Raw genomic sequence first — 24,491 nt, 5'->3', positions numbered from 1 at the left:
TTGGCACCCATCGTCAATTTAGCACGTTAGATGAAATAGAGCATGATAGTTGGAATATAGCAACTGCTATACGCTTGCGGGATGGCCAAGTGGGCAATGTTCATAACTGGATTGAAAAATAGCATTGGCTATATTATTTCAGTGAGAGCCATGCTCCAGCACAAGGAAGACCGGGATTGTCGCAGCATGAGAATATCGGGCACGACGCCGAAACGGGTTTGATCGATGCCAACGCTCAGGTCGAAAGCTTCCGGCAGACGCGGAACAATCGCCGCACCGAACTCGTCGAAGACTATGTGGAACTGATCGCCGATCTTCTCGAGGACGGCGGCGAGGCCCGTCAGGTCGATATTGCCCAGCGCCTGGGGGTGGCCCAGCCGACCGTCGCCAAGATGCTGAAAAGACTGGGTGCCGAGGGATACATCCAGCAACGCCGGTACCGCGGCATCTTTCTCACCGACGCGGGCCGGCAGCTGGCGGAGCTTTGCCGCGAACGGCACCAGATCGTCGAATCGTTCCTTTGCTCGATCGGCGTCTCCGCCGAAACCGCGCGCATCGACGCAGAGGGGATGGAGCATCATGCCAGCCCCGAGACGCTTGAGGCGTTCAAGCGCTTCCTTATCCAAACGACCTCATCGCGGATCGCCGGTGAGGCGTGATCCCACTCACAGGCGGTGACGCAGGCGTACATTAAGTCTGCCGGCGGGGTTCCATAATGCGTGTTATGCGATTTTCGTATGTAGGGCTATTTAGTAATGCGACAGTTGGCCAGTTAGAGATGCGACGGTCGTCGCCGCCGCCGTCGCTCTTCCTTGGAGGCAATGATCGAGCGGCACATGGCGTTCAAGCTACGTTCATCCAAAACGCGCTATAAACCATTGAAAGACAAGACGATGGTGGCCTTCTAACAAAAGTCGGGAGGCGCTTCCAATCATGCCCGGGAACCGGAAAAAGCCGGAGTGAGATCAAATACCGGATGTGGCATGACGCCCGCCTCCCAGGGAGTTAAACACGTGAAACGCGCCCTTTTGAAAATTGCCGCGACCGGTATGCTCCTGCTTGCTCCGGCGATCGCTCAGGCGGCAGAAGGCTTCGCGACGGCGAATGTCAATATGCGCGCCGGCCCCAGCACAGCATATCCGGCGATCACTGTAATTCCGGCCGGCGAATCCATCGAAATCTATGGCTGTCTTGCCGACGTGCCATGGTGCGACGTGGAGTTCTACGACGGCCGTGGCTGGGTGCACGGCCGATATATCCAGGCGCTTTATCAACAGCGCCGCGTGTATGTCGGTCCTAGATATTATCGGCCGCTCGGTATTCCCATCGTTGTCTTCAGCTTCAACAGCTATTGGGATCGTCATTACCGCGACTATGATTTTTATCGCGACCGCGATCGCTGGCGCCGCGGACCGGACTTCTATCGCGGCCCGGATCGCCGTGCGGAACCTTACCGTCCCCCCAGCCGCATTCCTGATTTCGAGCCGAGGCCGGTTTCGCCCCCGGAATTCGAGCGGAGATTGGAGCGGAGGCCCGATCTTGGCCGTCCCCCTGAAAGACGTCGGGACTTGGAGGATCGTCCGGGTCGCCTTCCGGATTTCGACCGCGCGCCCAATCGCAGGCCTAACGTCGACAGGCAGCCGGACTTTAACCGTGACCTGCCCGGCGGCGACGATCGCAACCGCCGGAACTTCGAACGTGGGGGCGATGATGGCAATCGCGTCATCCGCCGCGGCGACAACAATCGTGATCGCACCGGTGGTGACCGACGCAGGCCGCAGCGACGTGTCTGCCAACCCGGCGATCCGAATTGCCCGAACTGATTTGGCGGGGCGGCGGGATTTGCCGCCGCCCCGAAGACGGCTACTTTTAATTAATTGTGGCAATCCAACTCCCCGATGCTGATGTCGCGAAACCGACGATCCGATCAATGAGCTGCGCCTCAGGTGGCCATCTTACCTGATGTCATGCAGGAGACGCCGGGCCCTGCCCCGGACTTGTCACATTGTCCCCTGCGGTCATCGCCCCGGGGCAGCAGGCGCTGTCCCGCCTTGATGCGGCCGCATGATCGGCTGCATTCATGGTCTCGAAGCTAAGTCGATGGCGTCCCCCGCGCCCTCCCTTGCAACCGGAACGGCTGGTCAGGTCGGGGCTGGTCGTCGTTTCCTATGGTAGCTCAGAGTGACGTTTCTGCTTTGCCCGACGGCGGACACGTCAACCTGGCCGCCACATTGTGTGTAGCGGCAGAGTTAAAGTGTCCTGATCCCGCATAGCAAGAATGTCACTCTCCCGCCGCCGCGTTCTAAACGGATCGGCTTTCCGCGGGCACTGCCCGATGAGCCGCAACGCTGCTTGTTTAAGCGCACTTGCTTATCCACCATACTGCATCGCACAAAACTTCATCAGCGAACGCTAATGCCCATTTTTCGGGCATCTCCCGAATTGGAAGTTTATCTTTTATTTTCAAGGATGTGCCAATCAAGCTCCAAATTGGCACGGCGCTTGCGTTTCAATATTCGCTTCGGTCAACGGCGATTGAAGCGAGCTCGGGCGCCGACAGCGCCTGTCAAAGACACCGGCGTCGCAAGGTCCTTGCCTCCAAAGGGATTCCTCCCAGTCCCAGGAGCGCAATGCCCAGGCGGCGCTTTTTTGTCGGTTTTCGACCGGCCAACAATTGAGGGAACATGCGCATGACCAAGACTTCGATCGGCGGTTTGACCCGCCGCAGCCTGCTGAAGACGACCGCCACCGCCGCCATGGTCGGCGCGGCAAAGACGCTATTTCCCTCCGGGGCATTCGCCCAGGGCGCCGGTCCGGAGACTGCAAAGGCCGTTCTCGGCTTCATCGCTCTTACCGACTCCGCCCCGCTGATCATCGCCAAGGAAAAGGGCTTCTTCGACAAATACGGCATGACCGAGGTTGAAGTGGTGAAGCAGGCCTCCTGGGGCACGACCCGCGACAATCTGGTGCTCGGCTCGGCCGGAGCCGGCATCGACGGCGCCCATATCCTGACGCCGATGCCCTACCTCATCTCGACCGGCAAGGTGACGCAGAACAACCAGCCGCTGCCGATGGCGATCCTTGCCCGTCTCAATCTCGACGCCCAGGCGATCTCGGTCGGCGCGGCTTACTCCGACCTGAAGGTCGGTCTCGACGCCTCGGCCCTCAAGGAAACCTTCGCCAAGAAGAAGGCCGAGGGGGCCGCCGCCAAGGTCGCCATGACCTTCCCGGGCGGCACGCACGACCTCTGGATCCGCTATTGGCTCGCCGCCGGCGGCATCGATCCGGACAAGGATGTCGAAACCATCGTCGTGCCGCCGCCGCAGATGGTCGCCAACATGAAGGTCGGCACCATGGACTGTTTCTGCGTGGGCGAGCCATGGAATGCGCAGCTCGTCAACCAGAAGATCGGCTACACCGCAGTCAATACCGCCGAGATCTGGGCCAAGCATCCGGAAAAGTCCTTCGCCATGCGCGCCGAATGGGTCGACAAGAACCCGCGTGCCGCCAAGGCGCTGGTCATGGCCGTTGAAGAGGCCGCGCAATGGTGCGACGACATGGCGAACAAGGAAGAGCTCGCCAAGATCGTCGGCAAGCGCAGCTGGTTCAACGTGCCGCCCAAGGACATTGTGGGCCGGCTGAAGGGCGAATACGACTACGGTAACGGCAAGGTCGTTGAGAACAGCCCGCACCTCATGAAGTTCTGGCGCGATCACGCCTCCTACCCGTTCCAGAGCCATGACGCCTGGTTCCTCACCGAGAACATCCGCTGGGGCAAGCTCGCGCCGGACACCGACATCAAGGGGCTGGTCGCCAAGGTGAACCGCGAGGACATCTGGCGCGAAGCGGCAAAGGACCTCGGCATCGCCGACATTCCGGCCTCCACCTCGCGCGGTCCGGAGACCTTCTTCGACGGCAAGATCTTCGATCCCGAAAATCCCGAAGCGTACCTGAAGAGCCTGGCAATCAGCCGCATCGCCTGATGCCGGAATGGCAGCCGGGTCGCTAACCCGGCTGCCTTCGACCAAACCCATAGGAGAACGGCATGTCCGTCACCAATCTCAAGCTCAAACCGCAGGCGACGCTGCAGCCTTCGGCTCAGGTCATCGCTCTCGGACATACAATGAAGCCGGGCATCGACCGCCGGCTGTCGCGCCTTGCCGCCCAGACTGCCACGAACCTCTTGCCGCTGCTCGTCACGCTGACACTATTCACCCTCGCCTGGCAGCTCATCTGCGCGTCGCCCGACTCGAGCCTGCCGGCACCATCGCGCGTGTTCGAGGAGAGCTGGGAACTGATCGCCCACCCCTTCTACACCGGCCAGGGTGTCGACCAGGGCCTGTTCTGGCACGTGCTTGCAAGCCTGCAGCGCGTCGCGCTCGGCTATGCCATGGCCGCCGCCGTCGGCGTGGCGCTCGGCACGCTCGTCGGCCAGAGCGCGCTCGCCATGCGCGGCCTCGATCCGATCTTCCAGGTGCTGCGCACCGTGCCGCCGCTCGCCTGGCTGCCGCTTTCGCTGGCCGCCTTCCAGGACGGCAATCCTTCGGCGATCTTCGTCATCTTCATCACGGCGATCTGGCCGATCATCATCAACACGGCGGTCGGCATCCGCAACATTCCGCAGGATTACCAGAACGTCGCCAGGGTGCTGCGGCTGAACGGCCTCGAATATTTCGCCAAGATCATGCTGCCCGCCGCCGCCCCCTACATCTTCACGGGCCTCAGGATCGGCATCGGCCTCTCATGGCTGGCGATCGTCGCCGCCGAGATGCTGATCGGCGGCGTCGGCATCGGCTTCTTCATCTGGGATGCCTGGAACTCGTCGCTGATCAGCGACATCATCGTGGCGCTGATCTATGTCGGAATCGTCGGCTTCCTCCTCGACCGCATCATCGCGCTCATCGGCCGCGCCATCACCCGCGGCACGGCAAGCGCCTGAAGGAGAGCCCCATGACCAAAAGCTATCTCTCGCTCGAACTCATCGACAAGACCTTCGAACGCGGCGGAACGCGAACGGAGGTCCTGAAGCAGGTCTCCCTTACCGTCGAAAAGGGCGAGTTCATCTCGATCATCGGCCATTCCGGCTGCGGCAAGTCGACCCTGCTCAACATCGTCGCCGGGCTGACGCAGGCGACGACCGGCGTGGTGCTTCTCGACGGCAAGGTGGTCGACGAGCCGGGACCGGACCGCGCCGTCGTCTTCCAGAACCACTCGCTGCTTCCATGGCTGACTGTCTATGAAAACGTCCGGCTCGCCGTCGACAAGGTGTTCTCTGCGACGCGCAACAAGCAGGAACGCCATGAATGGACCATGCGCAACCTCGAACTGGTGCAGATGGCGCATGCCGCCGACAAGCGCCCGTCCGAAGTTTCCGGGGGGATGAAGCAGCGCGTCGGCATCGCCCGGGCGCTCGCCATGGAACCGAAGGTGCTGCTTCTCGACGAACCCTTCGGCGCGCTCGACGCGCTGACCCGCGCGCATCTGCAGGACCAGGTCATGCAGATCCACGCGACGCTTGGAAATACGGTCCTGATGATCACGCATGACGTCGACGAAGCGGTCCTGCTTTCCGACCGCATCGTGATGATGACCAACGGACCGTCGGCGCGGATCGGCGAAGTCCTTGATGTACCGCTCGTCCGGCCGCGCCGGCGCATCGAACTCGCCTCCGACCGAACCTACCTGAAATGCCGCGAAGCGGTGCTCAAGTTCCTCTACGAGCGCCACCGCTTCGTCGAAGCCGCGGAGTGACTGCGCACGTGATATTGTCGCTGGAGGATGTTTCATTCGCGCGCGCCAGCTAAAGGCTTCCATTCCCCTGCCCTCCCGCAGGGGAATTGGAGCCTCTTCACCAGCCTGTGTACCGCGGTCCGGTCCGGCCTCAGCCGGTCCTCAATTGGTCGCGAAGCAATAGAAGAGACCGTCCCCTCCGGTGCTCTTGAATGCCTCCATGGTGCAGCCGCCGCGCGTCGGATGGGAGGAGTTCCACGACTTGGCCGCCGCCGAGTCGTCCAGACCGGTGCGGTCGCTATGACCGACAATTGCAGCACCCTCCGCGCCTCCCATTGTCCAGTTGCCGCAGGTTTCCTCGGCAGCGGTTCCATCAGGCTTGGTGCCCGTCAGGATGTCGTGCCGGTTCGGCGTGTCGCCGCGGCCGTTGATGACTTCACCCTTTTCGTTGAGCGCCGTTTGTTTGGTCAAATTGTTGTTGTCACTGTGCAGCGAGGTGACATCGTCAGCGATCTTTTCGCCCTTGGCGTTGTGCCAAGGCCCCGTACCGATGCGATCCTTGGCACTCTCGCTATCGGTGGAGAGATAGGCCCGCCAGGTCTTGCCGGTTGAGCCGCTGGCGGAGGCCAGCGCGCCGCAATGCGCATCGGCGCCCGCAAGCCCTCCGAGATCACCGCCCTTGCCCGGATTCGTGCTGGTGACGAAGAAGCTCATCGAAGTATCCTGAGCATTGGCTGAGATGACCGAACAGGCCAGGACGGTCGCGATAAGTGCCATGCGTTTCATGGCGAACCTCCCTTGGTTTTTCCGAGGGGATCAGCCTATTGCGCGCAAAAGCGAGCGTAAAATCGAAATCTCGTGAGATGTGCCCGTCGGGAAATGAATCGCCCACTCATAAAGCTCGATCAACGTGCCGACCTGTGCGGTCCTGCCGCCTTGGCGATCCGCTGTTCGATTCCGTCCTTGAGGCTCAACTCGGATGGCGGAAGCTTTGCCACCCGATCACGGGTGCGAAATGCTTCCGGACTAATCCGCAGCCTTTCCGAGCGTATCGGCGACGTAGGCACCGCGTTCGCCCATCGGCAACGGTTCTCCGGTGGTGGAATCGACCGCAGTCTGATGCTCGAGTTCCGCGTTGAGGAGAGCACCCGTGATCAGGATGACCATCGAGATCCAGACCCACATCATGAAACCGACCAGCGCCCCAAGGGCGCCGTATGTCGCGTTGTAATTCGCAAAATTTTCCAGGTAAAAGGAATATATCCACGAGGCGGCGAGCCACAGCAATGTGCTGAATACGGCGCCCCAGTTCAGCCACCGCAGCTTCGCCCGCTCACGACTCGGCCCATAGCGATAGATGAGCACGGTGCCGATTGTGGCGAGGAGCAGAATAGCCGGCCACCTCGCCACTCTGGTCAGGATTTCGATCCAGCGATCCAACCATAGATAGGCGAGCAAGGCCGGAATGACGCCGATCGCCACGATCAGCACGACGGCAAAAAGCAGTGCGGCAAAGGTGAATGCGAGGCACAGGAGCGTTCTGGAAACAATGCCTCTCTTTTCTTTTTCCCCATAGGCGACGTTCATCGCGTCAAAGAGCGCCGCAATGCCGTTGGCCGCACTCCAGAGCGAGACCAACAGGCCGCCAATGAAGCCAAGGCTGAGCGTCGATGTCTTCTGCGTGGTAAGAGACGTCAGCTGATCCGTGATCAGCGCGTAGGAGCCGGGCGGCAAGAGCTCGTCCAGTACGGCCATATGCGCTCCGATGTCGGATGGGTCCGCGATGAACCCGTAAAGCGAGACCAGCGCACCAAGAGCCGGAAACAGCGCCAGCAGGAGGTAGAAGCTTACCCCTGCCGCGATCAGGAAGACGCGCTCCTCGGAAATCTCGGACATCACCCGCCAAAACACATCGCGGATCCCCTTCGCCGGTATCTCTCCCGGCGTGGTCGCGCTGCGCCCCCTCCCGGGCTCGGCGGTTTCCATGGCCTTCGTAAGATCGACGTCTTTCGCGCTCATAGGCGAGCGTCCGGTGTTTTCTGGTGTGTCGCATCCAACGCCCGGGATACTTCCTTGTTCCGGCGCGTCGCTGATTTGAGCCTGTCGCCGCGCGCCGGTCCGGAACAAACACGCCCCCGCCTCGGTTTCGTTCAAGACCGGACGGGAGATAACGACATGACGGGGAAATGGGAGCGATTGGCGCTGATCGGCGCCGCCATCATCATCATCGCCAGCGCGATGTTTTATTTCTACGTCGACCGCTTTCCGACAAGCAGTGCGACGCGGATTGAAGACACGAAGGTCAATGCCGACGGCGTGAAAACGATCGACGAAAACCCGCCGAGCGCCAGCGGAGACAAGAACAATCCATCGTAATGGCGGCCTCTGCGTCCTCGCAACTCGGCCGACGATATAGTCGGAAGTGGCGCTCATTCGTGGAGATGAACGCTGCGCTTCTGTATCAGTCTTGCCTTGTGATGCGGACAGTATTTCCCGGTGGTTTTGGCAGCGCAGAAGAGATACGGGCCGCCACTATTGATGGGCCAGATGCACTCGCCGGGGGACAGTTCCTCGAGGCGCTTCGCGAACGGTAGCCGCTGCACGTCGTACTCGTTCGCTGGGGAGAATTCTCTCAGGTATTCATTCATCGGTGACTTCGGCGCTACCTCAGATACAGGCATCTGGAGGCTTCTGCTATTGGAGAAACGCGCGATCCGGCAAAGTGATCCACGCAACCGCACCAAACACGCCACCCGGCGCCGCTCCCATCGAAGTGGCCCCTCCATGCCGGCTTGGCCGTTGTGTCAGCCGGGAAGCAGCGTGACGACCATTATCGCCGCGACCACGGCAAGCGCAGCGATAAGCACGATCAGTTCGATCATCATGTAACGCTGCATATCACGACGCATGGTGATTTCCTCCACGTAGTTGCGAGGGTGAAATAAAACGCTTCAGGACCGCAAATGTTCACGCCAGCCGGCGCGCCCACATGGAGCGCGGGAACGACACCATCGGCGGACGCGTTTCCGAACGTCATTGCCCGCGTTTTCGCAGCCATCACGCCCGCAAGCCGCGCAGTGATTTTCGGCCTCGATCAAGCTCTCGATGCGTCGAGCCCGGGGGAGAATGAACGGTGGAACGCTACGACATAACACTTGGACTGTTCGGGCTCGTGATCCTGCTCACAGCCTGGATTCCGATGGCCTTTCGCCGCCTGCCGCTTTCTCTGCCCATCTTCTGCATCGCGATCGGGGCCCTGGTCGGACACACGATCCTCAACCCCGTCGCTCATCTCGCCTCGTTCGACAGCCGACTTCTCATCGAGCGCATGACGGAATTTACCGTCATTGTTGCCCTAATGGGCGCCGGACTGAAGATCGATCGCCCCGTCGGCCTGCGCAGCTGGGCTCTCACATGGCGGCTTCTTGGAATTGCGATGCCGTTGGGCATCGCCGTCATGGCCGCCGGCGCTTCCTGGATTCTCGGTCTGGGCGCTGCTTCCGCCGTTCTGCTGGCCGCTTGCCTGGCGCCAACCGACCCGGTCCTTGCGAGCGATGTCCAGGTGGGGCCGCCCCAGACGGGGACAGAGGACGAGGTTCGGTTCGCGCTCACATCGGAAGCCGGCTTGAACGACGGTCTCAGCTTTCCATTCGTATACCTGGCGATTGCGATCGCCCTTGCCTCCGATCAGCCGGACTGGTTCGCCCACTGGTTGCTCTTCGATGTTTTGTGGCGGCTCCTTGCCGGCGTCGTGATGGGATGGATCATCGGCAAGGTGCTCGGCTTTGCCACGTTTCGCCTGCCGAAAGGGGCGGCACTTGTGCGCACCGGCGACGGCTTCGTCGCATTGGGGGTCACCTGCCTCGCCTACAGCCTGACGGAACTCGTCCACGGCTATGGATTCGTAGCCGTGTTCGTCGCCGCGCTCTCGTTCCGCACCGTCGAGCGACACCACGAGTTTCACAAGGAGCTTCACGACTTCTCCGAACAGATCGAAAGACTTCTGATGATGGTGCTTCTCGTCTGCTTCGGAGCCGCCGTCAGCATCGGGCAATTCATTGCCGAACTCGATTGGCGCGTGGTCGCTTTTGCCTTGTTTGTCCTGGCGATCGCCCGGCCTGTCACTGGGTGGATGAGTCTGCCGTCGACCTTGCCCAAGGGAGAAAGGGCCGCGATTGCCATCTTCGGGATCCGCGGCCTCGGCTCGATCTACTATCTCGCATTTGCAACCGGGATGGCCCGCTTCGAAGAGGCGGGCGTCATGTGGTCCGCCGTGGCCTTGATCGTTCTGATCTCCATCGTCACGCACGGGCTGACCGTCACCCCGGCGATGCGCTGGCTCGACAGGCGGCGCAGAATTGTCGGGAAGACGATGCGGGTGAAGTCTTAGAGCGGGGAGAAAACCCACTCGGATCAGCGGGGCAGTCCGGTACCGGTCTGATCTCTCTCGATCCCCTCTTCAGGGAAACCGAGGGCATCGACGGTTTCGAGAATCCGATCTCGCAGCCACCGATGGGATGGCTCGTCATCATGACGGGCATGCCAATACATCCGGATTTCGGGAACGGGAATCGAGAAAGGCGGCCTATAGATGACGATCGGGAGGCTCCTGGCGGCGGCAACTGCAAACTGGCGAGGAACCGCCGCAAGGTAGTTGCCGCTTGCCACCGCCAGCGCAACGGCCTGAAAATGCGGCAATGCCAAACTCACGCGGCGTGTTCGTCCGATCTTGCCCAAAGCCTCGTCGGTGAAGCCCGACATCGAGCCGTCGATCGAGCGGATGGCATGCGGCAGTTCGCAGAAGAGATCGATCGGCAGGACCCCACCCTCTTTGGCCCCCGCCCGGCCGATCACCGCATTGTTCTCGGCTGCAATGATCGCGAAGGGCGAGTGGAAGAGAAGGGCACTGGAGACCCAGTCGGGCACCTCCACCGGGCGCTCGAGCGCCGCATCGATCTCGTCTTCCTGCAGCAGCCTCGCAACGTCGCCGCGCGCGCTGTCGAGAAACCGGAGTGACACGGCGGGCGCTATGCGCGTGATGCGAGCGGCCAGGGAAGGCATCAGCAGCATCGAGAAGAAATCGGCCCCCATGAGGGTAAAGGTGCGTTCAAGCTCTGCCGGTTCAAACCTCTTGGCCGCGTAGAAAACCCGCTCTATCTCGCGCAGCGCCACGCGCACCGGCTCCGCCAGGCTCTCGGCGCGCGGCGTCGGCACCATCTCGTTGCCGCGCCGGACAAACAACTGATCGTTGAGCGCGTGCCGCAAGCGATTGAGTGCCGCGCTGACGGCAGGCTGGCTCAATCCGATCCGATCGCCGGCGCGCGTGACGCTTCTTTCCCGCAGGAGGGCATCGAACACGCGCACAAGGTTCAGGTCCAGAGCATTTAAATTCATCCCGTCAATTCGCCCCATACGATCATTCGATTTCCGTTCAACGCCTGTCTCTCGCTAAATCGCCCGTGACGACGCCACGTCATATCAGGACAAAGGAGCACAGCCGCCATGACAATCACTAGCAGCATGACCGAAGGCAGGGAACTCTTCTGGTTCAACAACACCCTCGTCGCAATCCACGTCTCCTCGAGCAAAGGGAACGACGGCATCTGCGTTGTCGAGCACCACATGCCCTATGGGGATTCTCCGCCACTGCATGTGCATCGCCGGGAAGACGAGGTCTTCCACATCCTGGAAGGCAGTATGCGTTTCCATATCGATGGGCGCGAGCTTACGGCCGGTGCCGGCGAGACGGTCATCGCCCCGAAGGGCCTGGCGCACACCTTCCTTGTCGAATCGAGCGGAGGGGCGCGGTGCTTGACCATCACCCGCGGATCGGATTTCGAAACGCTGCTGCGCCGGATGGGTCGCCCGGCCGATCGGCCGGAACTGCCGCCGCAGTCGGCGCCGACACCGGAACTCATCGCGGCCCTGACACGCTGCTGTACGGAGAACGGCATCGACATCGTCGGCGCGCCGTTGGTCTGATGGCAGTGGGGAGCAGTCGGACTCATCCGCCTCGCTTGGCCCTCGGCTGTGGTCGCACACCCTGCCTCGCGTGGAGGGTCTCGACATGACGATGCCCTCTTCACACCTGCAGCCTTGAAATCCAGCATTCTTTGCGGAAGATTTTACTTCCCTTGTCGGAATGAAGGCCGCAGCTGCGTCTTGGAGTAAGCCGACCGAGCACGTTCAGGTCGGCACCGCCAACTAGGAGGAACTCGTGTCATTGCTTGTTGCGCTCGAAGTCGTGACCCTGTTTGTGGATGATCTCGGCGAGGCAAAGGCCTTTTACAGGAAGGTTTTTGAACCGGAAATCGTATACCAGGATGAAGTCTCCTGCGTCCTGAAGTTCGGGGGCGCCATGATAAATCTGCTTCACGCGTCGCAGGCGCCCGAACTGATCGAACCTTTGCCGGTGGCACCGGCGAATTCGGGCGCCCGTATCCTGCTCACGATCAAGGTCGCTGATGTAGACGCCGTCTGCGCCAGCCTTGAGGATCGAGGCGCGAGGCTGCTGAACGGACCCATCGATCGCCCTTGGGGACGCCGCACCGCCGCTTTCGCGGACCCGTCGGGCCATGTTTGGGAAGTCGCTCAGGAACTTGCGTCCGCTTGATCCGCCTCCCGCTTCAGCTCTCGACGCGAAGTGGCCAAATGCACGAGGAGCGTGATGACAGACCAGAACCTTCGCATGCTCGCCGGGCGGTGCCTCTGCGGCGCCGTTCACTATGTCGTCGCCGACGAATTCCGCTATGCCGCAAACTGTCATTGCACGGATTGCCGGCGGGTGACGGGGGCCGCCTTCAAGCCGTTCGCCGGCATCGAGCGGACTAAGTTCACGGTCACCGGAGGGGCAGACCATCTTCACATCTTCGGCGAAGAGAATGCGCACGATGCCCGCTGCGGCAAATGCGGCTCGTTTCTCTATTCGGCCGTACGTGATGGCGCTTACGTGCATGTGGCGCTCGGTGCGCTCGCCGACGAACCGACGATCCGGCCGGGCGAGCACATTTTTGTCGGCTCAAAGGCACCCTGGTTCGCGATCACCGACGACCTGCCGCAATACTGGGCTCACGTCGCGGACGGGCCGCCGATCAACCGCTGATGTCGCATGCTTGGCCGGGGCATCCGGCACGACATGACACGTAGCCGCCCCGAAACATCGAGAGTATATTGCGGGCGGAGGTGTACATGCGCCGACCTCTCGTCCTTGCTGCCGTCCTGGCCTATGCACTCGGCTTCCCGGTTCAAGCGGAAGTTCTGATCGGCGTTGCGGGCCCGATGACCGGGAAGCTCGCCTGGACCGGCACGCAGCTGAAGCGTGGTGCGGAGCTGGCCGTCGCCCAGATCAATGCTGCCGGCGGCGTCCTCGGCCAGCAGGTCCGGCTGATCGTCGCGGACGATTTCTGCGATCCCCAGCAGGCAGTTGCGGCCGCCCGGAAGCTGGTCGCCGACAAAGCCGTCTTCGTCGTCGGACACTACTGCTCGGGAGCTTCGATCCCCGCATCCGAGATCTACGCCGAGGCCGGCGTTCTGCAGATTTCGCCGTCCTCGACCAATCCGGCCTTGACCGAGCAGGGCCACGCCAACGTCTTCCGGGTGTGCGGTCGTGACGATGCCCAAGGCTTGAAGGCCGGCAACTACCTGGCCGAGCGCTGGGGTGACAAGAAGATCGCTATCCTTCACGACGACACGACCTACGGCAAGGGCCTCGCCGAGGAGACGAAGAAGCAACTGAACAAGCGCGGCGTCACCGAAGCGATCTACCAGAGCTACGAGCCGGGCAAGGACGACTATTCGGCCGAGATCGCGGCCTTGCAAACGGCAGACATCGCGGTGCTCTATCTCGGCGGCTATCATACGGAAGCAGCACTTATGGTTCGCGCCTCGCGCGAGCGTGCCTATCCGGTACAGGTGATCTCAGGCGACGATACGGCGACCGAGGCATTCGGTCTGATCGCCGGCCCCGCCGCCGAAGGGACCCTCTTCACCTTCGTCGCCGACCCCCGTCGCAATTCCGAAGCGGCGGACGTCGTCGAACGCTTCCGGGCCGAGAACTTCGAGCCGGACTCCTGGACATTGCACAGCTATGGCGCTGCCGAGGTCTGGGCCCAGGCGGTTCAGAAAGCGGGATCGCTGGAACCGCAGAAAGTCATCGCGGCGCTGCGGGATCATCAGTTCGATACGGTGCTCGGCCGGATCGACTTCGACGGGAAGGGCGACCTCACTGTTCAGAATTGGGTATGGTATGTTTGGAAGGGTGGCGAGTACGTGCCGCTGGAGTAACCAGCACCGACCGCAGTAGCTCGCCTTCGAGAAGAATCCGTGCGGACGATGTTGACCGCCTCAGCCGAAGCGAGGGGCCGCGATGTTTGATCGTCTCGGCATTCGCGGTCGTCTGCTGTTCGCCTTCTTCGGGATCAGTGCCTTTGCGGTCCTGGCGACCGCAGGCGCCCTGTACGCTTTCCTCCAGCTGAGCCAGGTGGTCGAACGGGTGACGGAGCGCCGGGCCCCGTCCGCGCTTCTGTCGCTCGAACTCTCCCGCCATGCCGAGCGCGTCGCCGCCACCGCGCCCGCCGTCCTCGCTTCGACCAGCAGGGCCCGGCACAGCGAGGTGTCGGCTGCGATCGGCAGCGAGATGTCGCGCCTGGAAGAACTGCTTGCCGCCCTCAAGGGAACGACGCTCAACTCGGCGGTGGTCACCGAAATCGAAGACGCGGCAGTGGGGCTGCGGCGCAACCTGAACGCTCTCGATGGTCTCGTCACCGCCCGTCTGGCCGCGGTCGCGCGGAAGGAGGAACTCGTGCGTCGCCTGTCGACGACAACGAATGCCAGCCAGCGGCTCGTCGCACCCGGCATTCTCGTGATGAACTCCAAGATCCCGCGGTGGCGGACGGCCACGCTCGATCCAGCAACGTCGCCAGAAGCGGAAGCTGCGGCAACGAGAGACCTGGCGCGAGCGATCGCTGCCTATATTCCGCAGCAGACGGCGCAGCGGGAAATCGCCGCCATCAACGACTCGCTTCTGCAGGCCGCGGTCGTGCCGGCGCCGGGCGACCTGTCGCTGCTTGCGTTTCCCTTGCGTCGCTCGGTCGAAGCGCTGGATACGGTAACGCCCGAATTCGATGAGCAATTGCGCAACCGATTCCGCCGGCTGGTGGACGAGTTCAAGGCGCTGATCGACGGCCCGGGAAGCATTCCAAGGGCGCGTTACGACGAGCTCGCAGTCCTGGCTGAAGGCGAGAAGCTGGTGGCGGAAAACGACCGGCTTTCGCGCCAGCTGACGCTTGCGGTGGACCGTCTCGTGGCTGCTGCGCAGAGTGATATTTCGGAGGCGGGCGAGGAAGCCGCAACAGTTCGCCGCTTTGGCACAGGTATCGTGCTCGGCTCCGCTCTTCTCAGCCTGCTGAGTTCGATTCTGATCGTCTGGCTCTATGTCGACCGCAACCTTCTTGCCCGTCTCGCCGGCCTGAGCCACAGCATGCTCGCCATTGCCGCTGGCAATCTTCGGGTGGCGCTGCCGGAGACCGGCGGCGACGAGATCGGCCGTATGGCCAAGGCGCTGCGCGTCTTCCGCGACACGGCGATCGAGGTCGAGGAGAAGAACCTGCGCGACGTGGCCGAAGCCCGCCAGCGCCTGATCGACGCGATCGAGAGCATTTCCGAAGGCTTCGCTCTTTACGACGGCGACGACCGGCTCCTCCTCTGCAACAGCCGATATCGAGAAATTCTCTATCCGGGACTGGATGATGCCGTCGTCTCCGGCAAGAGCTTCGAGGCGATCATCCGCGCGGCGGCGGAGCGTGGCCTGATCGAGGATGCCATAGGCAGGGAGGAGGAATGGATTGCCGAGCGGCTCGAGGCGCATCGCAATCCGGCCGGAACGCTCCTCCAGCAACGCGGCCCGGATCGCTGGGTCCAGATCAGCGAACGCCGGATCTCGGGCGGCGGCACGGTCGCCGTCTATTCCGACGTAACGGAGCTGAAGCGTCGCGAGCAGGACCTTTCCGACAAGTCGGCCGCACTCGAAGCACTGTCGGCCAAGCTTGCAAAATACCTCGCTCCGCAGGTCTATAGTTCGATTTTCAGCGGCCGACAGGATGTCAGTATCGCAAGCCAGCGCAAGAAGCTGACGATCTGCTTTTCCGACATCGCCGGCTTCACCGAAACGACCGACAAGATGGAATCCGAGGAACTCACCCAGCTCCTCAACCAGTATCTGACGGAAATGTCGAAGATCGCCCTCTCCTTCGGCGCGACGATCGACAAATATGTCGGCGACGCCATCCTGATGTTCTTCGGCGATCCGGAGACAAGCGGCGTGAAGGAAGACGCCATTGCCTGCGTATCGATGGCGCTGGCGATGCAGAAGCGAATGGCCGAACTTGGCGAGACCTGGCGCGGGGCCGGGATCGAAACGCCGCTCCGCAGCCGGATCGGTATTCACACCGATTACTGTACCGTCGGCAATTTCGGCAGCGAAGACCGCATGGACTACACGATCATCGGCGGGGCCGTGAACCTCGCCGCGCGGCTGGAGCAGGAAGCGGAGCCTGGATCGGTCCTCATCTCTTACGAGACCTTCGCGCAGATCAAGGACGTGATCCATTGCGACGAGGCAGGGCGAATCCGCGTCAAGGGCCTAGCGTATCCGGTCGCGACCTACAGGGTCGTCGACTTCAGGACCAATCTCACTGCCGCTTGTGACGAAATCCACAAGGAGTTGCCGCATCTCAAGCTGGATGTGGAGCCCGACCTCATGTCCTCCGGCGAGCGTGAAGAGGCCGCGGCAACGCTTCGCGAGGCGCTTAGCAAGCTCTCTCGATAATCCGCTGCTCACCATCCAAGGAACATGATCCATCCAACGCTTGTAGGTGGGCAAAGTGCAAGTCACGCGGGCAATGGCGACACAGTACGGCGTTCTCGCCAACGACCGAAGGAGGAAGGATGCGAGTGCTTGTGGTAGGTGCTTCCGGCCTGATCGGCTCGGCCGTCTGCGCGAAGCTTCTTGAGCGTGGCACGACAGTTGTGCGCGTCGTCCGGCCCGGCTCTTCGTGGTCGGGGGCCGGCGCAGCCGTGGAAATCGATCTTGCGCAGGCTCACCGGCCGGAAGACTGGCTGCCTCATCTGTCAGGCATTGCCGCCGTGGTCAATTGTGCCGGCACGCTTCAGGACGGGCCGGGCGAAGATACGGCCGGCGTCCACGCCCGCGGTCCCGCGGCCCTGTTTCAGGCTTGTGAAAAGGCCGGCGTCCGACGGGTCATACATTTCTCGGCAATGGGAGTCGAAAAGGAGCAACCCTCCTCATTTTCCCGCACCAAGCTCGAAGGCGACAAGGCGCTGATGGCGCGGGATCTCGACTGGGTCATTCTGCGCCCCTCGGTCGTCCTCGGCCCCGGCGCCTTCGGCGCCAGTGCGCTCTTCCGGGGGCTGGCGGCTCTGCCCGTCCTGCCGCTCGTGCCGAATACCGGGCTTCTTCAAGTGGTGCGTCTGGAAGACGTCGTGCGGACGGTCGAGATATTCGTCAGACCAGATGCCCCCAAGCAACTGGTCCTGGAAGTCGCCGGGCCGGAGGCCCTGTCCTTCGAAGATGTCGTGAGAACCTATCGGCGCTGGCTCGGCTGGCGGCCTGCCCGCGTCCTCAACTTACCTGCTGCGCTCGCAGATCTCCTCTACAAGTTCAGCGATCTTGCCGGAGCACTCGGCTGGCGTCCGCCGACCCGAAGCACGGCGCAAAAAGAGATCACCCGCGGCGCCGTGGGCGACATCCGGGCCTGGTCGGAGAACACCCAGATAGAACCGACAGCGCTCTCGGCAGCGCTGGCCGGAACGCCGGTTTCCGTTCAGGAAAGATGGTTCGCGAAGCTCTACCTCCTGAAGCCGGTCATATTCGTCGTGTTGTCGCTATTCTGGATCGGCACCGGCATCATATCGCTGACGGCCGGCTACCAGATCGGCATCGACCTCATGGAGCGCACCGGCGCGGGAGTCCTGGCCGGCCCCAGCGTCATCGCCGGAGCGATCGCAGACATCATCATCGGAATCGCCATTGCGGTTCGTCGAACCAGCCGCGCCGGGCTCTACGGTGCAATCGGCCTCTCGCTTTTCTATGCCGTGGCCGGGACGATCCTGCTTCCCGAATTGTGGAAGGAGCCGCTCGGTCCGCTCATGAAGATCTGGCCGATCATCGGGCTGCACCTCGCCGCCTTGGCGATCCTGGAGGAGCGATGATGCTCTATTTCGTGCTCAAGTACCTGCACATCATCGGCGCCTCCGTGCTGTTGGGCACGGGCGCGGGAATTGCGTTCTTCATGCTTGCGGCGCATCGGACGGGTCGCGCCGGGACGATCGCTGCCGTTGCGCGCATCGTTGTCGTGGCGGACTTCCTGTTCACGGCCACCGCCGTCGTCCTGCAGCCGATAACGGGGGTCGCGCTCGCATGGCATGTCGGCTACTCCCTGACGGAGGGGTGGATCCTGTTGTCGATCCTCCTGTACCTGGTCACCGGCGCGTTCTGGCTGCCGGTCGTATGGATGCAGATGGAATTGCGCGGGCTCGCCGAGACCGCGAGCAAGGGCGGCCAGCCATTGCCCAAACGCTACTATCGACTTTTCCATCTGTGGTTCGCCTTCGGCTTTCCGGCCTTTGGCGCGGTCCTTGCGATTTTCTGGCTGATGATCGCCCGGCCCGCTATAGAGTGGTGAGCGATAGGATGGCGCTTAACGGGAGGGACAGGCCGCATGATTTTGGTACGCCCAGCCGCAAGGGATGAAGCGGATGCCCTTGCTCGGATCGGGCTCTCGGCCTGGTGCAAAGGGATAAGGCCGCTCGTCTCGGCGGAAGTCGCCACGGCGATTGAGCGGGACAACCCGTTCTTGCCGTTTCTCCGGGAAATGGGAACAAGGATCCTGGTCGCCGAAGTCGAGGGCCAAGCTGCCGGGATTGGAGCCTGCGAACACGCAGACGATACGATCAGCGATATCTGGGTGGCTCCGGCTTTCGAGGGGCGAGGCGTTGGATCGGCGCTCGTGAGAGCGCTCGAAGCCCAAATCCTCGAGCGGGGCTACTCCGAAGCTCGCATCGAAGTAGCCGCCGCAAATGAAAGAGCGCTCGAGCTCTATCAACGCCTTGGTTACCGGCAGGCTTGGAGGAAGGTGGTCCTTGATCCGGTGTTGCGTGAGAACCTGGAGAAGATCGGACTGACGCGGCTTCTTTCACCTGCCTGAACGAGCGCGCCCGGCCATCACGTCGTGACGGCCGCCCCGCCCGCTCAAGTGTCACCAAAAGCTTCCGCCAGATCATTGTGAGCCGTGACTGCCGCGATCTCCCCATGCGCCATGGCGACCCCCATCTGGTTGAGGCCCGTCACCACATCGCCGATCGCGTAAAAGCGGCGGACATTGGTACGTTGATGTCGATCGGTCGGTATCCGCCCTTCCTCGTCAAGCTCCGCTCCAATCGCCCGTGCAAGAACGGACTGCGGACTGCAGCCGAGCGCCGAATATACCGCCACTGCTTCCATCGTTACACCATCCGCGAATTCCAACGCGATGCGATCTTCGGGAGCCGGCCTGTGACGTGCCAATCGGGCAGTGACCAGCCGAACGGGCGCCTCGATCTCTGCTGGACCCAGGCCCTCCGGTTCGGCACCCAGCGTCGCCACCGTCACGTCGTCGGTGAACGACAGCAGAAACGCGGCTTCCCTCACCGCCCGCCGGGTATTGCCGATGACGACGACAGGAGCGCCATTGATCTCATACCCGTCGCAAATCGGGCATACCCTGAGATTGCCATTTCGCACGAGTTCCCTTGCATCGGGCCAGGGCGGAAGAACATCGACCAGGCCTGTCGCGCAAATGACCGCACGACCTTGGAGAGCCCGTCCGGCCGCTCTGCACTGAAAGCCGTCGCCTGTCTGCTCCAACAGATCGGCACGCGCGGCGACATGTTCCACCCCAAACCTGCGGGCTTGATCATGCATACGGTCAAGCAACAACTGGCCGGGAACGCCATCCGGAAAAGCCGGATGATTGTAGGAGCGCGGGATGAGCGAAGCGCGGCTGCTCCCCGCGTCGACGACGACCACATGCCGATTGAGGCGCGCCAGATAGACGCTTGCGGCGAGCCCGGCAGGGCCGCCACCCACTACGATGCAATCATATATGAGGTTATCGCGCACGCACCGTCTCGCTGATCCGTCAAACAGCCTCGTGTGAACGGCTCAAGTGGCCAGTTGTTCCCGGAATCCCCCATGCTCGGGAGATGTGATGTGGCCCCGCCGGTCGAGCGCTATTCCTGCGCGACCGCAAGAGGCTTGAACGCGGGCGCGTTGAGAGGCTCGCCATCCACCGAGAAGTGGGAGCCGTGGCATGGACAGTCCCAGCATCTTTCGAAGCCGTTCCAATGCACGACACAGCCCGCATGGGTGCAAGTCGCAGATCGAAGATGGAGCTCGCCGCCGTCGTCGCGATAGGCGGCGAGCTTTGCGGTGCCGCGGCGAACCAGGCCGCCTTCGCCCGGCTTCAACTCGTCGACGGAAGACATTTCTCCGCCGGTGAGATGTTCAGCGAGGTTGGCCGGCATGGTGAGATTTTCCGAGATGTACTCGCCAGCTGCGCTGATCGAGATTCGATTTGGCTGGTAGGCGCCTGCCCAGGCATTGTCCCGCCCGAGGACCAGATCGCGCAAAATCAACGAGCCCGCAACACCGTTCGAAAGCCCCTCCCCGGAATCGCCGGTCACGATAAAGATATTCTCGTTTCCGGGGTTGCGGCCGATATAGGCAAGGTGATCGACCGGCTCCATGACTTGCCCGGACCAGGAATATTCCGGATCGCCCATCGAGGGGTAATGGGCCTTCGCCCATTCGGTTAGTCTCGCGATGCGCTCCGGCTGGTCATTGGCCCGTCCCGTCTTGTGGTCCTCACCGCCGACAATCAGCCAATCGTGCTCGGCGCCCGAAGGTTGCAGGCGCACATAGTGATAAGGATCGAGCGTGTCCCAATAAAGCGCATCGGTCACCGTGCCGCTCGGCACCCGCCCGGCAATCACATAGGTGCGGTATGGCGCCTGCTTCGTGTGGACCGCAATCCAGTCGTTTATCGGTGAATTCGTTGCGATCACCGCCGCCCTCGCACGGATTTCATTGCCGTTCTGGGTTCGGACGATTGTTTCACTGCCCTTCTCTTCGACGCTGACGATCGGCGTCTCCGCGTATAGCCGCCCACCATCCCGTTCGATGCACCGGATCAGTCCCTCAATATATTTGAGCGGATGGAACCGCCCCTGGTTCGGGAACCGGAGACAGCGGTGCTCGCCGCCGTCCTCTGCACCTGGCATTGCATCCCAGGCGACCTCGGAAAAACCCAGGCTGTGACAGGCATCGATTTCCCGCTCCAGCAAAGAAACGTGGTCGTCCGAGGCAGCGAACAGATAGCCGTCGAGGCGCCGGAAATCGCAATCCATCTCTTCGGACTGCTGGATTTGTTCGACGCGATCGAGTGCAGCGCGTTGGCTATCCAGGTAGTGCCGGGCCTCGTCACGGCCCCGTATGCCGATGAGCTTGTGGTAAAAATCGTCGAGGACGGAAGCGAGATGCGCGCTGGTGCGAGCCGTCATGCCCCGGCCGATGGCGCCCCGGTCCACGACGACCACGGATTGCCCTTGGCGGCAGAGTTCATAGGCGGTCGAAAGCCCGGCGATGCCGGATCCCACCACAACCACGTCTGCGCGCTCATCCGTGGTCAGCGGTTGTGCCCGCCACTCGCGGACGGTTGCCATCCAAAGGGATACGCTGCGTTCGGAACTCACATTCATCACGCTAATCTCCTTCAGACGAACCGCGGTCCCGGAGAAATGTTCCTCGGGCAGGCGCGGCAAGCGTGCGGCGAACGCAACTTGCCGTTCGCATTCGAGTCGCAGCCGCGACCGGCAATCGGACGCCCAGCGCGGCCTCCTGGACGTCAACGCGGAGCGGCAGACCTGGCCCGACAAGTAGCTGAGGGGCACGCGCTCCTCTGGGCTTCCTCGATAGCCGCGCTACTTGCTTATCAGGGTTTTTCGCAATCAAGGCTCCGCCATGCTCAAATGGGCTCTTATCTTCCTGGTCATCTCGGTCATAACGGGCTTTCTCGGCTTCTCCGGCATCTCTGCCGCGACGGCAGGAATTGCCAAGATCCTGTTCTATCTGGCGCTGATCATATTCCTGATCTTCCTGATCCTTGCCCTCTTCGCCGGCAGCGCCGTGGTGTAGGCCCATCTTGCCCCAAACCCTTCGGAAAGGCACAAGGGAGGTCTGAACGTGTGGGGGCGCAGGGGATAAGATGCTGAGGTTTTCAAGGAGAGCGGACCAGGGCCAGGCCAAGGCCGCCAGCCAATCGATGCAGATCGCGCTCGCGTCGGGATCCGCAGCGATCGCCCAGCCTTCCCGACTTCCGACGCTTGCCGCCACGGCGGCGACTGTCGCTGTTCTCTATTTCGCCAGCGAAGTGTTCCTCCCCCTGGCAATCGCCATCCTGCTCACCTTCGCGCTGGCCCCCGTAGTCTCGAGGCTGAGGAGGGCGGGTTTGCCGCGCTCGGTCGCAGTGATCGGTACGGTTGCGACAGCCTTTCTGTTTCTCTCCGCATTCAGTGTCATCCTGGCCGTGCAGGTCAGCGAAGTGGCGCAGAACCTTCCCACCTACCAATACAACATCATCGAAAAGATCAGGGTTCTGAAGGAGGCGGGCTCGGAAAGCCAGATCTTCGAGCGCCTCAGCCGCGTGGTGGAACGGATCAGCACGGAAATCAGCCGCCCCAAGCCTGAAACGCGCCTGTCGCCCGCCCCGGATCCCGAGCAGAAGCCGCTTCTCGTGGAGATATTTTCTCCTGAACGCCCGATCGAAACGCTGAGGAATATCATCGATCCCCTGCTCGGGCCTTTGGCCACGACCGGCCTCGTCATTGTCGTCGTCATCTTCATGCTTTTCGAAAGGGAGGACCTGCGCGACCGCTTCATCCGGCTGGTCGGCTATGGCGACCTGCACCGCACGACCGAGGCCCTGCAGGACGCCGGCGCACGGGTGGGTCAGTATCTGCTCATGCAGTTGGTGGTGAACATCACCTACGGGATACCGCTTGCCATCGGCCTCTGGCTGCTCGGGATACCCAATGCCATCCTTTGGGGAATGCTCGCGATCGTGCTGCGCTTCGTCCCTTATATCGGCCCCGTCATCGCCGCGGTCCTTCCGCTGTTTCTCGCCTTCGCCGCGGCTCCGGGTTGGAGCCTGCTGGTCTGGACGGCGGCCCTGTTCATTGTCCTGGAACTCCTCAGCAACAATGTCGTCGAGCCCTGGCTCTACGGCTCGCGGACTGGCCTTTCGCCGCTTGCGATCATCGTCTCGGCGATTTTCTGGGCCTGGCTCTGGGGGCCGGTCGGACTGGTGCTGTCGACGCCGCTGACGGTTTGCCTCGTGGTGCTCGGCCGCCATGTCCCGCAGTTCGAGTTTCTTGAAATCCTGCTGGGCAACGAACCGGTGCTCGATCCCAAGGAGCGGCTCTACCAACGATTGCTGGCCGGCGATCCGGATGAGGCGACCGACAACGCCGAAGAAATGCTCGAGGAGAAATACCTCGTCGAGTTCTATGACACGGTCGCAATCCCCGCCCTGCTTCTTGCGGAACACGACCGCGCCCGTGGCGCGCTGACCGACCCGCAGGTGGCCCAGATTGCCCAGAGCGCGCGTACGCTCGTCGCCAACCTCGAGGAAATCGCCGGCGAAGAGGAAGAGGAGGAAGAGGAAGAGGAAGACGCGAGCGAAGAAGCCGACAATGGAGACGACCATACCGACGACTATGACCTGCCTCTGGGCGAGGGAAAATCCGTGCTCTGCATCGGCGGGCGCGGCGAACTCGACGATGTGACGGCGTCGATGCTGGCCCAGGTCATCGGAGTCCAAGGGGCGGACGTGGCCTCCGCGAGTTACAAGGACTTGAAGCCGGGCGCTATCCGGACGCTTCCCATCGCCGGGCGTAATGCGATTGTCGTGAACTTTCTCGATCAAGAATCCTTGCGACACGCCAAATTCATCGTGCGCCGCCTGAAGCGCCTTGCGCCGACGGCGCGCATCGGCATCGCGCTCTGGCAGGAGGAAGGTGCGCCAAATATCGCTCTGGTCGAAGAGCTGCAGGCAGATTTTGTCGTGTCCGTGATCGCCGGGGCAGTCCGTGAGGCGCTTTCCGACGAGGCCGCCCGGCCATTGAAGGCGGTGCGCGCGAAGATTGCCCCTCGTCACCAGGTGCGCAGACGGACGAGTTCGACAGTGAAATCGGCGCCCGCTGACCAGAACGCGGGATAGAACCGATTGCGCCCCCGTCCCAGCCTTTGCTGCGGGAGGTCGCATCGAAACTCGCATCCGCAGAGCAAAAAGCGTATAAAGTTCATAGCTATGTCCCGGGAGTGTCCAAAGGCCCGGAACGTTCCGACGGCGCTGGCGTTCTCTCGGGAAAGACCTGGAGTGAAGCCATGGAACAGATGAACGCGCGCAGACTTGCAGACGAGTATCTGCGTCTCGGCGGCCACCGTCGCGTGGTGATCGACGATAACGAGACCTCGATCAGGAACTGGGAGCCGGAGCCTGACGAGGCCGAGGCATTCTGGAAGACCTATGTGGAAACGCTCAGCCCCGAGCGGCAGCGGGAAGTAGTGCTCTTCTTGCCCACGATCAATCGTGCGTGAAGACTGCTGTTCCCCAGGATCCTCCTTCAGGCAGTTGGAACCGGAAAAC

At 62.2% G+C, this 24,491-nt stretch carries 24 protein-coding genes; 18 read left to right on the top strand and 6 right to left on the bottom strand.

The genetic code is table 11. From position 1 onward, the window contains the following. Positions 1-176 precede the first annotated feature (176 nt). The 5 genes from mntR (at position 177) to AU381_RS12595 (ending at position 5,751) form a co-directional block, all read left to right on the top strand. Entirely contained in the window at positions 177-659 is a 483-nt protein-coding gene (gene mntR, locus AU381_RS12615; RefSeq protein ID WP_064242115.1) for a manganese-binding transcriptional regulator MntR, read from the top strand. Between the two features lie 354 nt (positions 660-1,013). After that, a complete protein-coding gene (locus AU381_RS12610; RefSeq protein ID WP_064242114.1) occupies positions 1,014-1,823 on the top strand; it encodes an SH3 domain-containing protein in 810 nt (269 codons plus the stop codon). A gap of 867 nt (positions 1,824-2,690) precedes the next feature. Next, a complete protein-coding gene (locus AU381_RS12605) occupies positions 2,691-3,983 on the top strand; it encodes a CmpA/NrtA family ABC transporter substrate-binding protein (protein ID WP_064242278.1) in 1,293 nt (430 codons plus the stop codon). Between the two features lie 62 nt (positions 3,984-4,045). Further along, the gene (ntrB, locus tag AU381_RS12600) at positions 4,046-4,939 is read left to right on the top strand and encodes a nitrate ABC transporter permease (RefSeq protein ID WP_064242113.1); all 894 of its coding nucleotides are present in this window, start codon (positions 4,046-4,048) and stop codon (positions 4,937-4,939) included. Positions 4,940-4,950: 11 nt separating this feature from the next. Then, the gene (locus AU381_RS12595; RefSeq protein WP_064242112.1) at positions 4,951-5,751 is read left to right on the top strand and encodes an ABC transporter ATP-binding protein; all 801 of its coding nucleotides are present in this window, start codon (positions 4,951-4,953) and stop codon (positions 5,749-5,751) included. A 141-nt stretch (positions 5,752-5,892) separates the two neighbouring features. Here AU381_RS12595 and AU381_RS12590 read toward each other — a convergent pair whose 3' ends face one another. Continuing rightward, positions 5,893-6,516 carry a hypothetical protein gene (locus AU381_RS12590; RefSeq protein WP_064242111.1) on the bottom strand — a complete coding sequence of 208 codons (624 nt, stop codon included), beginning with the start codon at positions 6,514-6,516 and terminating at the stop codon, positions 5,893-5,895. A 240-nt stretch (positions 6,517-6,756) separates the two neighbouring features. After that, positions 6,757-7,749 (bottom strand): YihY/virulence factor BrkB family protein, encoded by a 993-nt coding sequence (locus tag AU381_RS12585; protein WP_064242110.1) that lies wholly within the window; start codon positions 7,747-7,749, stop codon positions 6,757-6,759. Positions 7,750-7,803: 54 nt separating this feature from the next. Here AU381_RS12585 and AU381_RS12580 point away from each other — a divergent pair, with 54 nt between their 5' ends. Next, on the top strand, positions 7,804-8,106 hold the full coding sequence (locus tag AU381_RS12580; protein WP_244520055.1) for a hypothetical protein: 303 nt from the start codon (positions 7,804-7,806) through the stop codon (positions 8,104-8,106). Between the two features lie 53 nt (positions 8,107-8,159). Here the strand turns inward: AU381_RS12580 and AU381_RS12575 are convergent, their stop codons facing one another. Further along, a complete protein-coding gene (locus AU381_RS12575) occupies positions 8,160-8,378 on the bottom strand; it encodes a hypothetical protein (protein WP_064242108.1) in 219 nt (72 codons plus the stop codon). A 485-nt stretch (positions 8,379-8,863) separates the two neighbouring features. On the opposite strand from AU381_RS12575, the gene AU381_RS12570 reads away from it, so the two are divergent. Beyond that, the gene (locus AU381_RS12570) at positions 8,864-10,120 is read left to right on the top strand and encodes a cation:proton antiporter (RefSeq protein ID WP_064242107.1); all 1,257 of its coding nucleotides are present in this window, start codon (positions 8,864-8,866) and stop codon (positions 10,118-10,120) included. A gap of 23 nt (positions 10,121-10,143) precedes the next feature. Here AU381_RS12570 and AU381_RS12565 read toward each other — a convergent pair whose 3' ends face one another. Next, positions 10,144-11,124: a LysR family transcriptional regulator gene (locus AU381_RS12565; protein WP_064242106.1), complete on the bottom strand. Its 981-nt coding sequence runs from the start codon at positions 11,122-11,124 to the stop codon at positions 10,144-10,146. A 108-nt stretch (positions 11,125-11,232) separates the two neighbouring features. On the opposite strand from AU381_RS12565, the gene AU381_RS12560 reads away from it, so the two are divergent. The 8 genes from AU381_RS12560 to AU381_RS12525 all read left to right on the top strand — a co-directional run bounded on the left by AU381_RS12560 (position 11,233) and on the right by AU381_RS12525 (position 18,953). Continuing rightward, positions 11,233-11,712, top strand: a complete 480-nt coding sequence (locus AU381_RS12560; protein ID WP_064242105.1) for a cupin domain-containing protein — start codon at positions 11,233-11,235, stop codon at positions 11,710-11,712. Positions 11,713-11,947: 235 nt separating this feature from the next. Continuing rightward, on the top strand, positions 11,948-12,343 hold the full coding sequence (locus AU381_RS12555; RefSeq protein WP_064242104.1) for a VOC family protein: 396 nt from the start codon (positions 11,948-11,950) through the stop codon (positions 12,341-12,343). Between the two features lie 54 nt (positions 12,344-12,397). Continuing rightward, entirely contained in the window at positions 12,398-12,832 is a 435-nt protein-coding gene (locus tag AU381_RS12550; protein WP_064242103.1) for a GFA family protein, read from the top strand. 86 nt (positions 12,833-12,918) lie between these two features. Continuing rightward, complete coding sequence (locus AU381_RS12545; protein ID WP_064242102.1) at positions 12,919-14,013, top strand: branched-chain amino acid ABC transporter substrate-binding protein; 1,095 nt, start codon at positions 12,919-12,921, stop codon at positions 14,011-14,013. Between the two features lie 82 nt (positions 14,014-14,095). Further along, entirely contained in the window at positions 14,096-16,555 is a 2,460-nt protein-coding gene (locus AU381_RS12540; RefSeq protein WP_064242101.1) for an adenylate/guanylate cyclase domain-containing protein, read from the top strand. 119 nt (positions 16,556-16,674) lie between these two features. Further along, positions 16,675-17,958, top strand: coding sequence for an SDR family oxidoreductase (locus AU381_RS12535; protein ID WP_064242100.1), 1,284 nt, complete (start codon positions 16,675-16,677; stop codon positions 17,956-17,958). Further along, on the top strand, positions 17,958-18,431 hold the full coding sequence (locus AU381_RS12530; RefSeq protein WP_064242277.1) for a DUF2269 family protein: 474 nt from the start codon (positions 17,958-17,960) through the stop codon (positions 18,429-18,431). The genes AU381_RS12535 and AU381_RS12530 overlap by 1 nt, the downstream gene beginning before the upstream one ends. A 36-nt stretch (positions 18,432-18,467) precedes the next feature. Beyond that, complete coding sequence (locus AU381_RS12525; protein ID WP_064242099.1) at positions 18,468-18,953, top strand: GNAT family N-acetyltransferase; 486 nt, start codon at positions 18,468-18,470, stop codon at positions 18,951-18,953. 44 nt (positions 18,954-18,997) lie between these two features. Here AU381_RS12525 and AU381_RS12520 read toward each other — a convergent pair whose 3' ends face one another. Together AU381_RS12520 and AU381_RS12515 are read right to left on the bottom strand one after the other, a co-directional pair. After that, the gene (locus tag AU381_RS12520; RefSeq protein WP_064242098.1) at positions 18,998-19,906 is read right to left on the bottom strand and encodes an NAD(P)/FAD-dependent oxidoreductase; all 909 of its coding nucleotides are present in this window, start codon (positions 19,904-19,906) and stop codon (positions 18,998-19,000) included. A gap of 110 nt (positions 19,907-20,016) precedes the next feature. Beyond that, positions 20,017-21,543 carry an FAD-dependent oxidoreductase gene (locus tag AU381_RS12515; protein ID WP_064242097.1) on the bottom strand — a complete coding sequence of 509 codons (1,527 nt, stop codon included), beginning with the start codon at positions 21,541-21,543 and terminating at the stop codon, positions 20,017-20,019. 262 nt (positions 21,544-21,805) lie between these two features. Between AU381_RS12515 and AU381_RS27710 the strand changes: the two genes are divergently transcribed. From AU381_RS27710 to AU381_RS12505, 3 genes are all read left to right on the top strand, one after another. Beyond that, the gene (locus AU381_RS27710) at positions 21,806-21,979 is read left to right on the top strand and encodes a DUF1328 domain-containing protein (RefSeq protein ID WP_064506655.1); all 174 of its coding nucleotides are present in this window, start codon (positions 21,806-21,808) and stop codon (positions 21,977-21,979) included. A 70-nt stretch (positions 21,980-22,049) separates the two neighbouring features. After that, positions 22,050-24,062, top strand: a complete 2,013-nt coding sequence (locus AU381_RS12510) for an AI-2E family transporter (RefSeq protein WP_064242096.1) — start codon at positions 22,050-22,052, stop codon at positions 24,060-24,062. A 167-nt stretch (positions 24,063-24,229) separates the two neighbouring features. After that, entirely contained in the window at positions 24,230-24,442 is a 213-nt protein-coding gene (locus AU381_RS12505) for a hypothetical protein (RefSeq protein WP_064242095.1), read from the top strand. Positions 24,443-24,491 lie beyond the last annotated feature (49 nt).

This window comes from Sinorhizobium glycinis (assembly GCF_001651865.1).
Lineage (GTDB): Bacteria > Pseudomonadota > Alphaproteobacteria > Rhizobiales > Rhizobiaceae > Sinorhizobium > Sinorhizobium glycinis.
The sequence above is the reverse complement of the archived record's forward strand: the minus strand, read 5'-3'. Positions and strand labels throughout refer to the sequence as shown.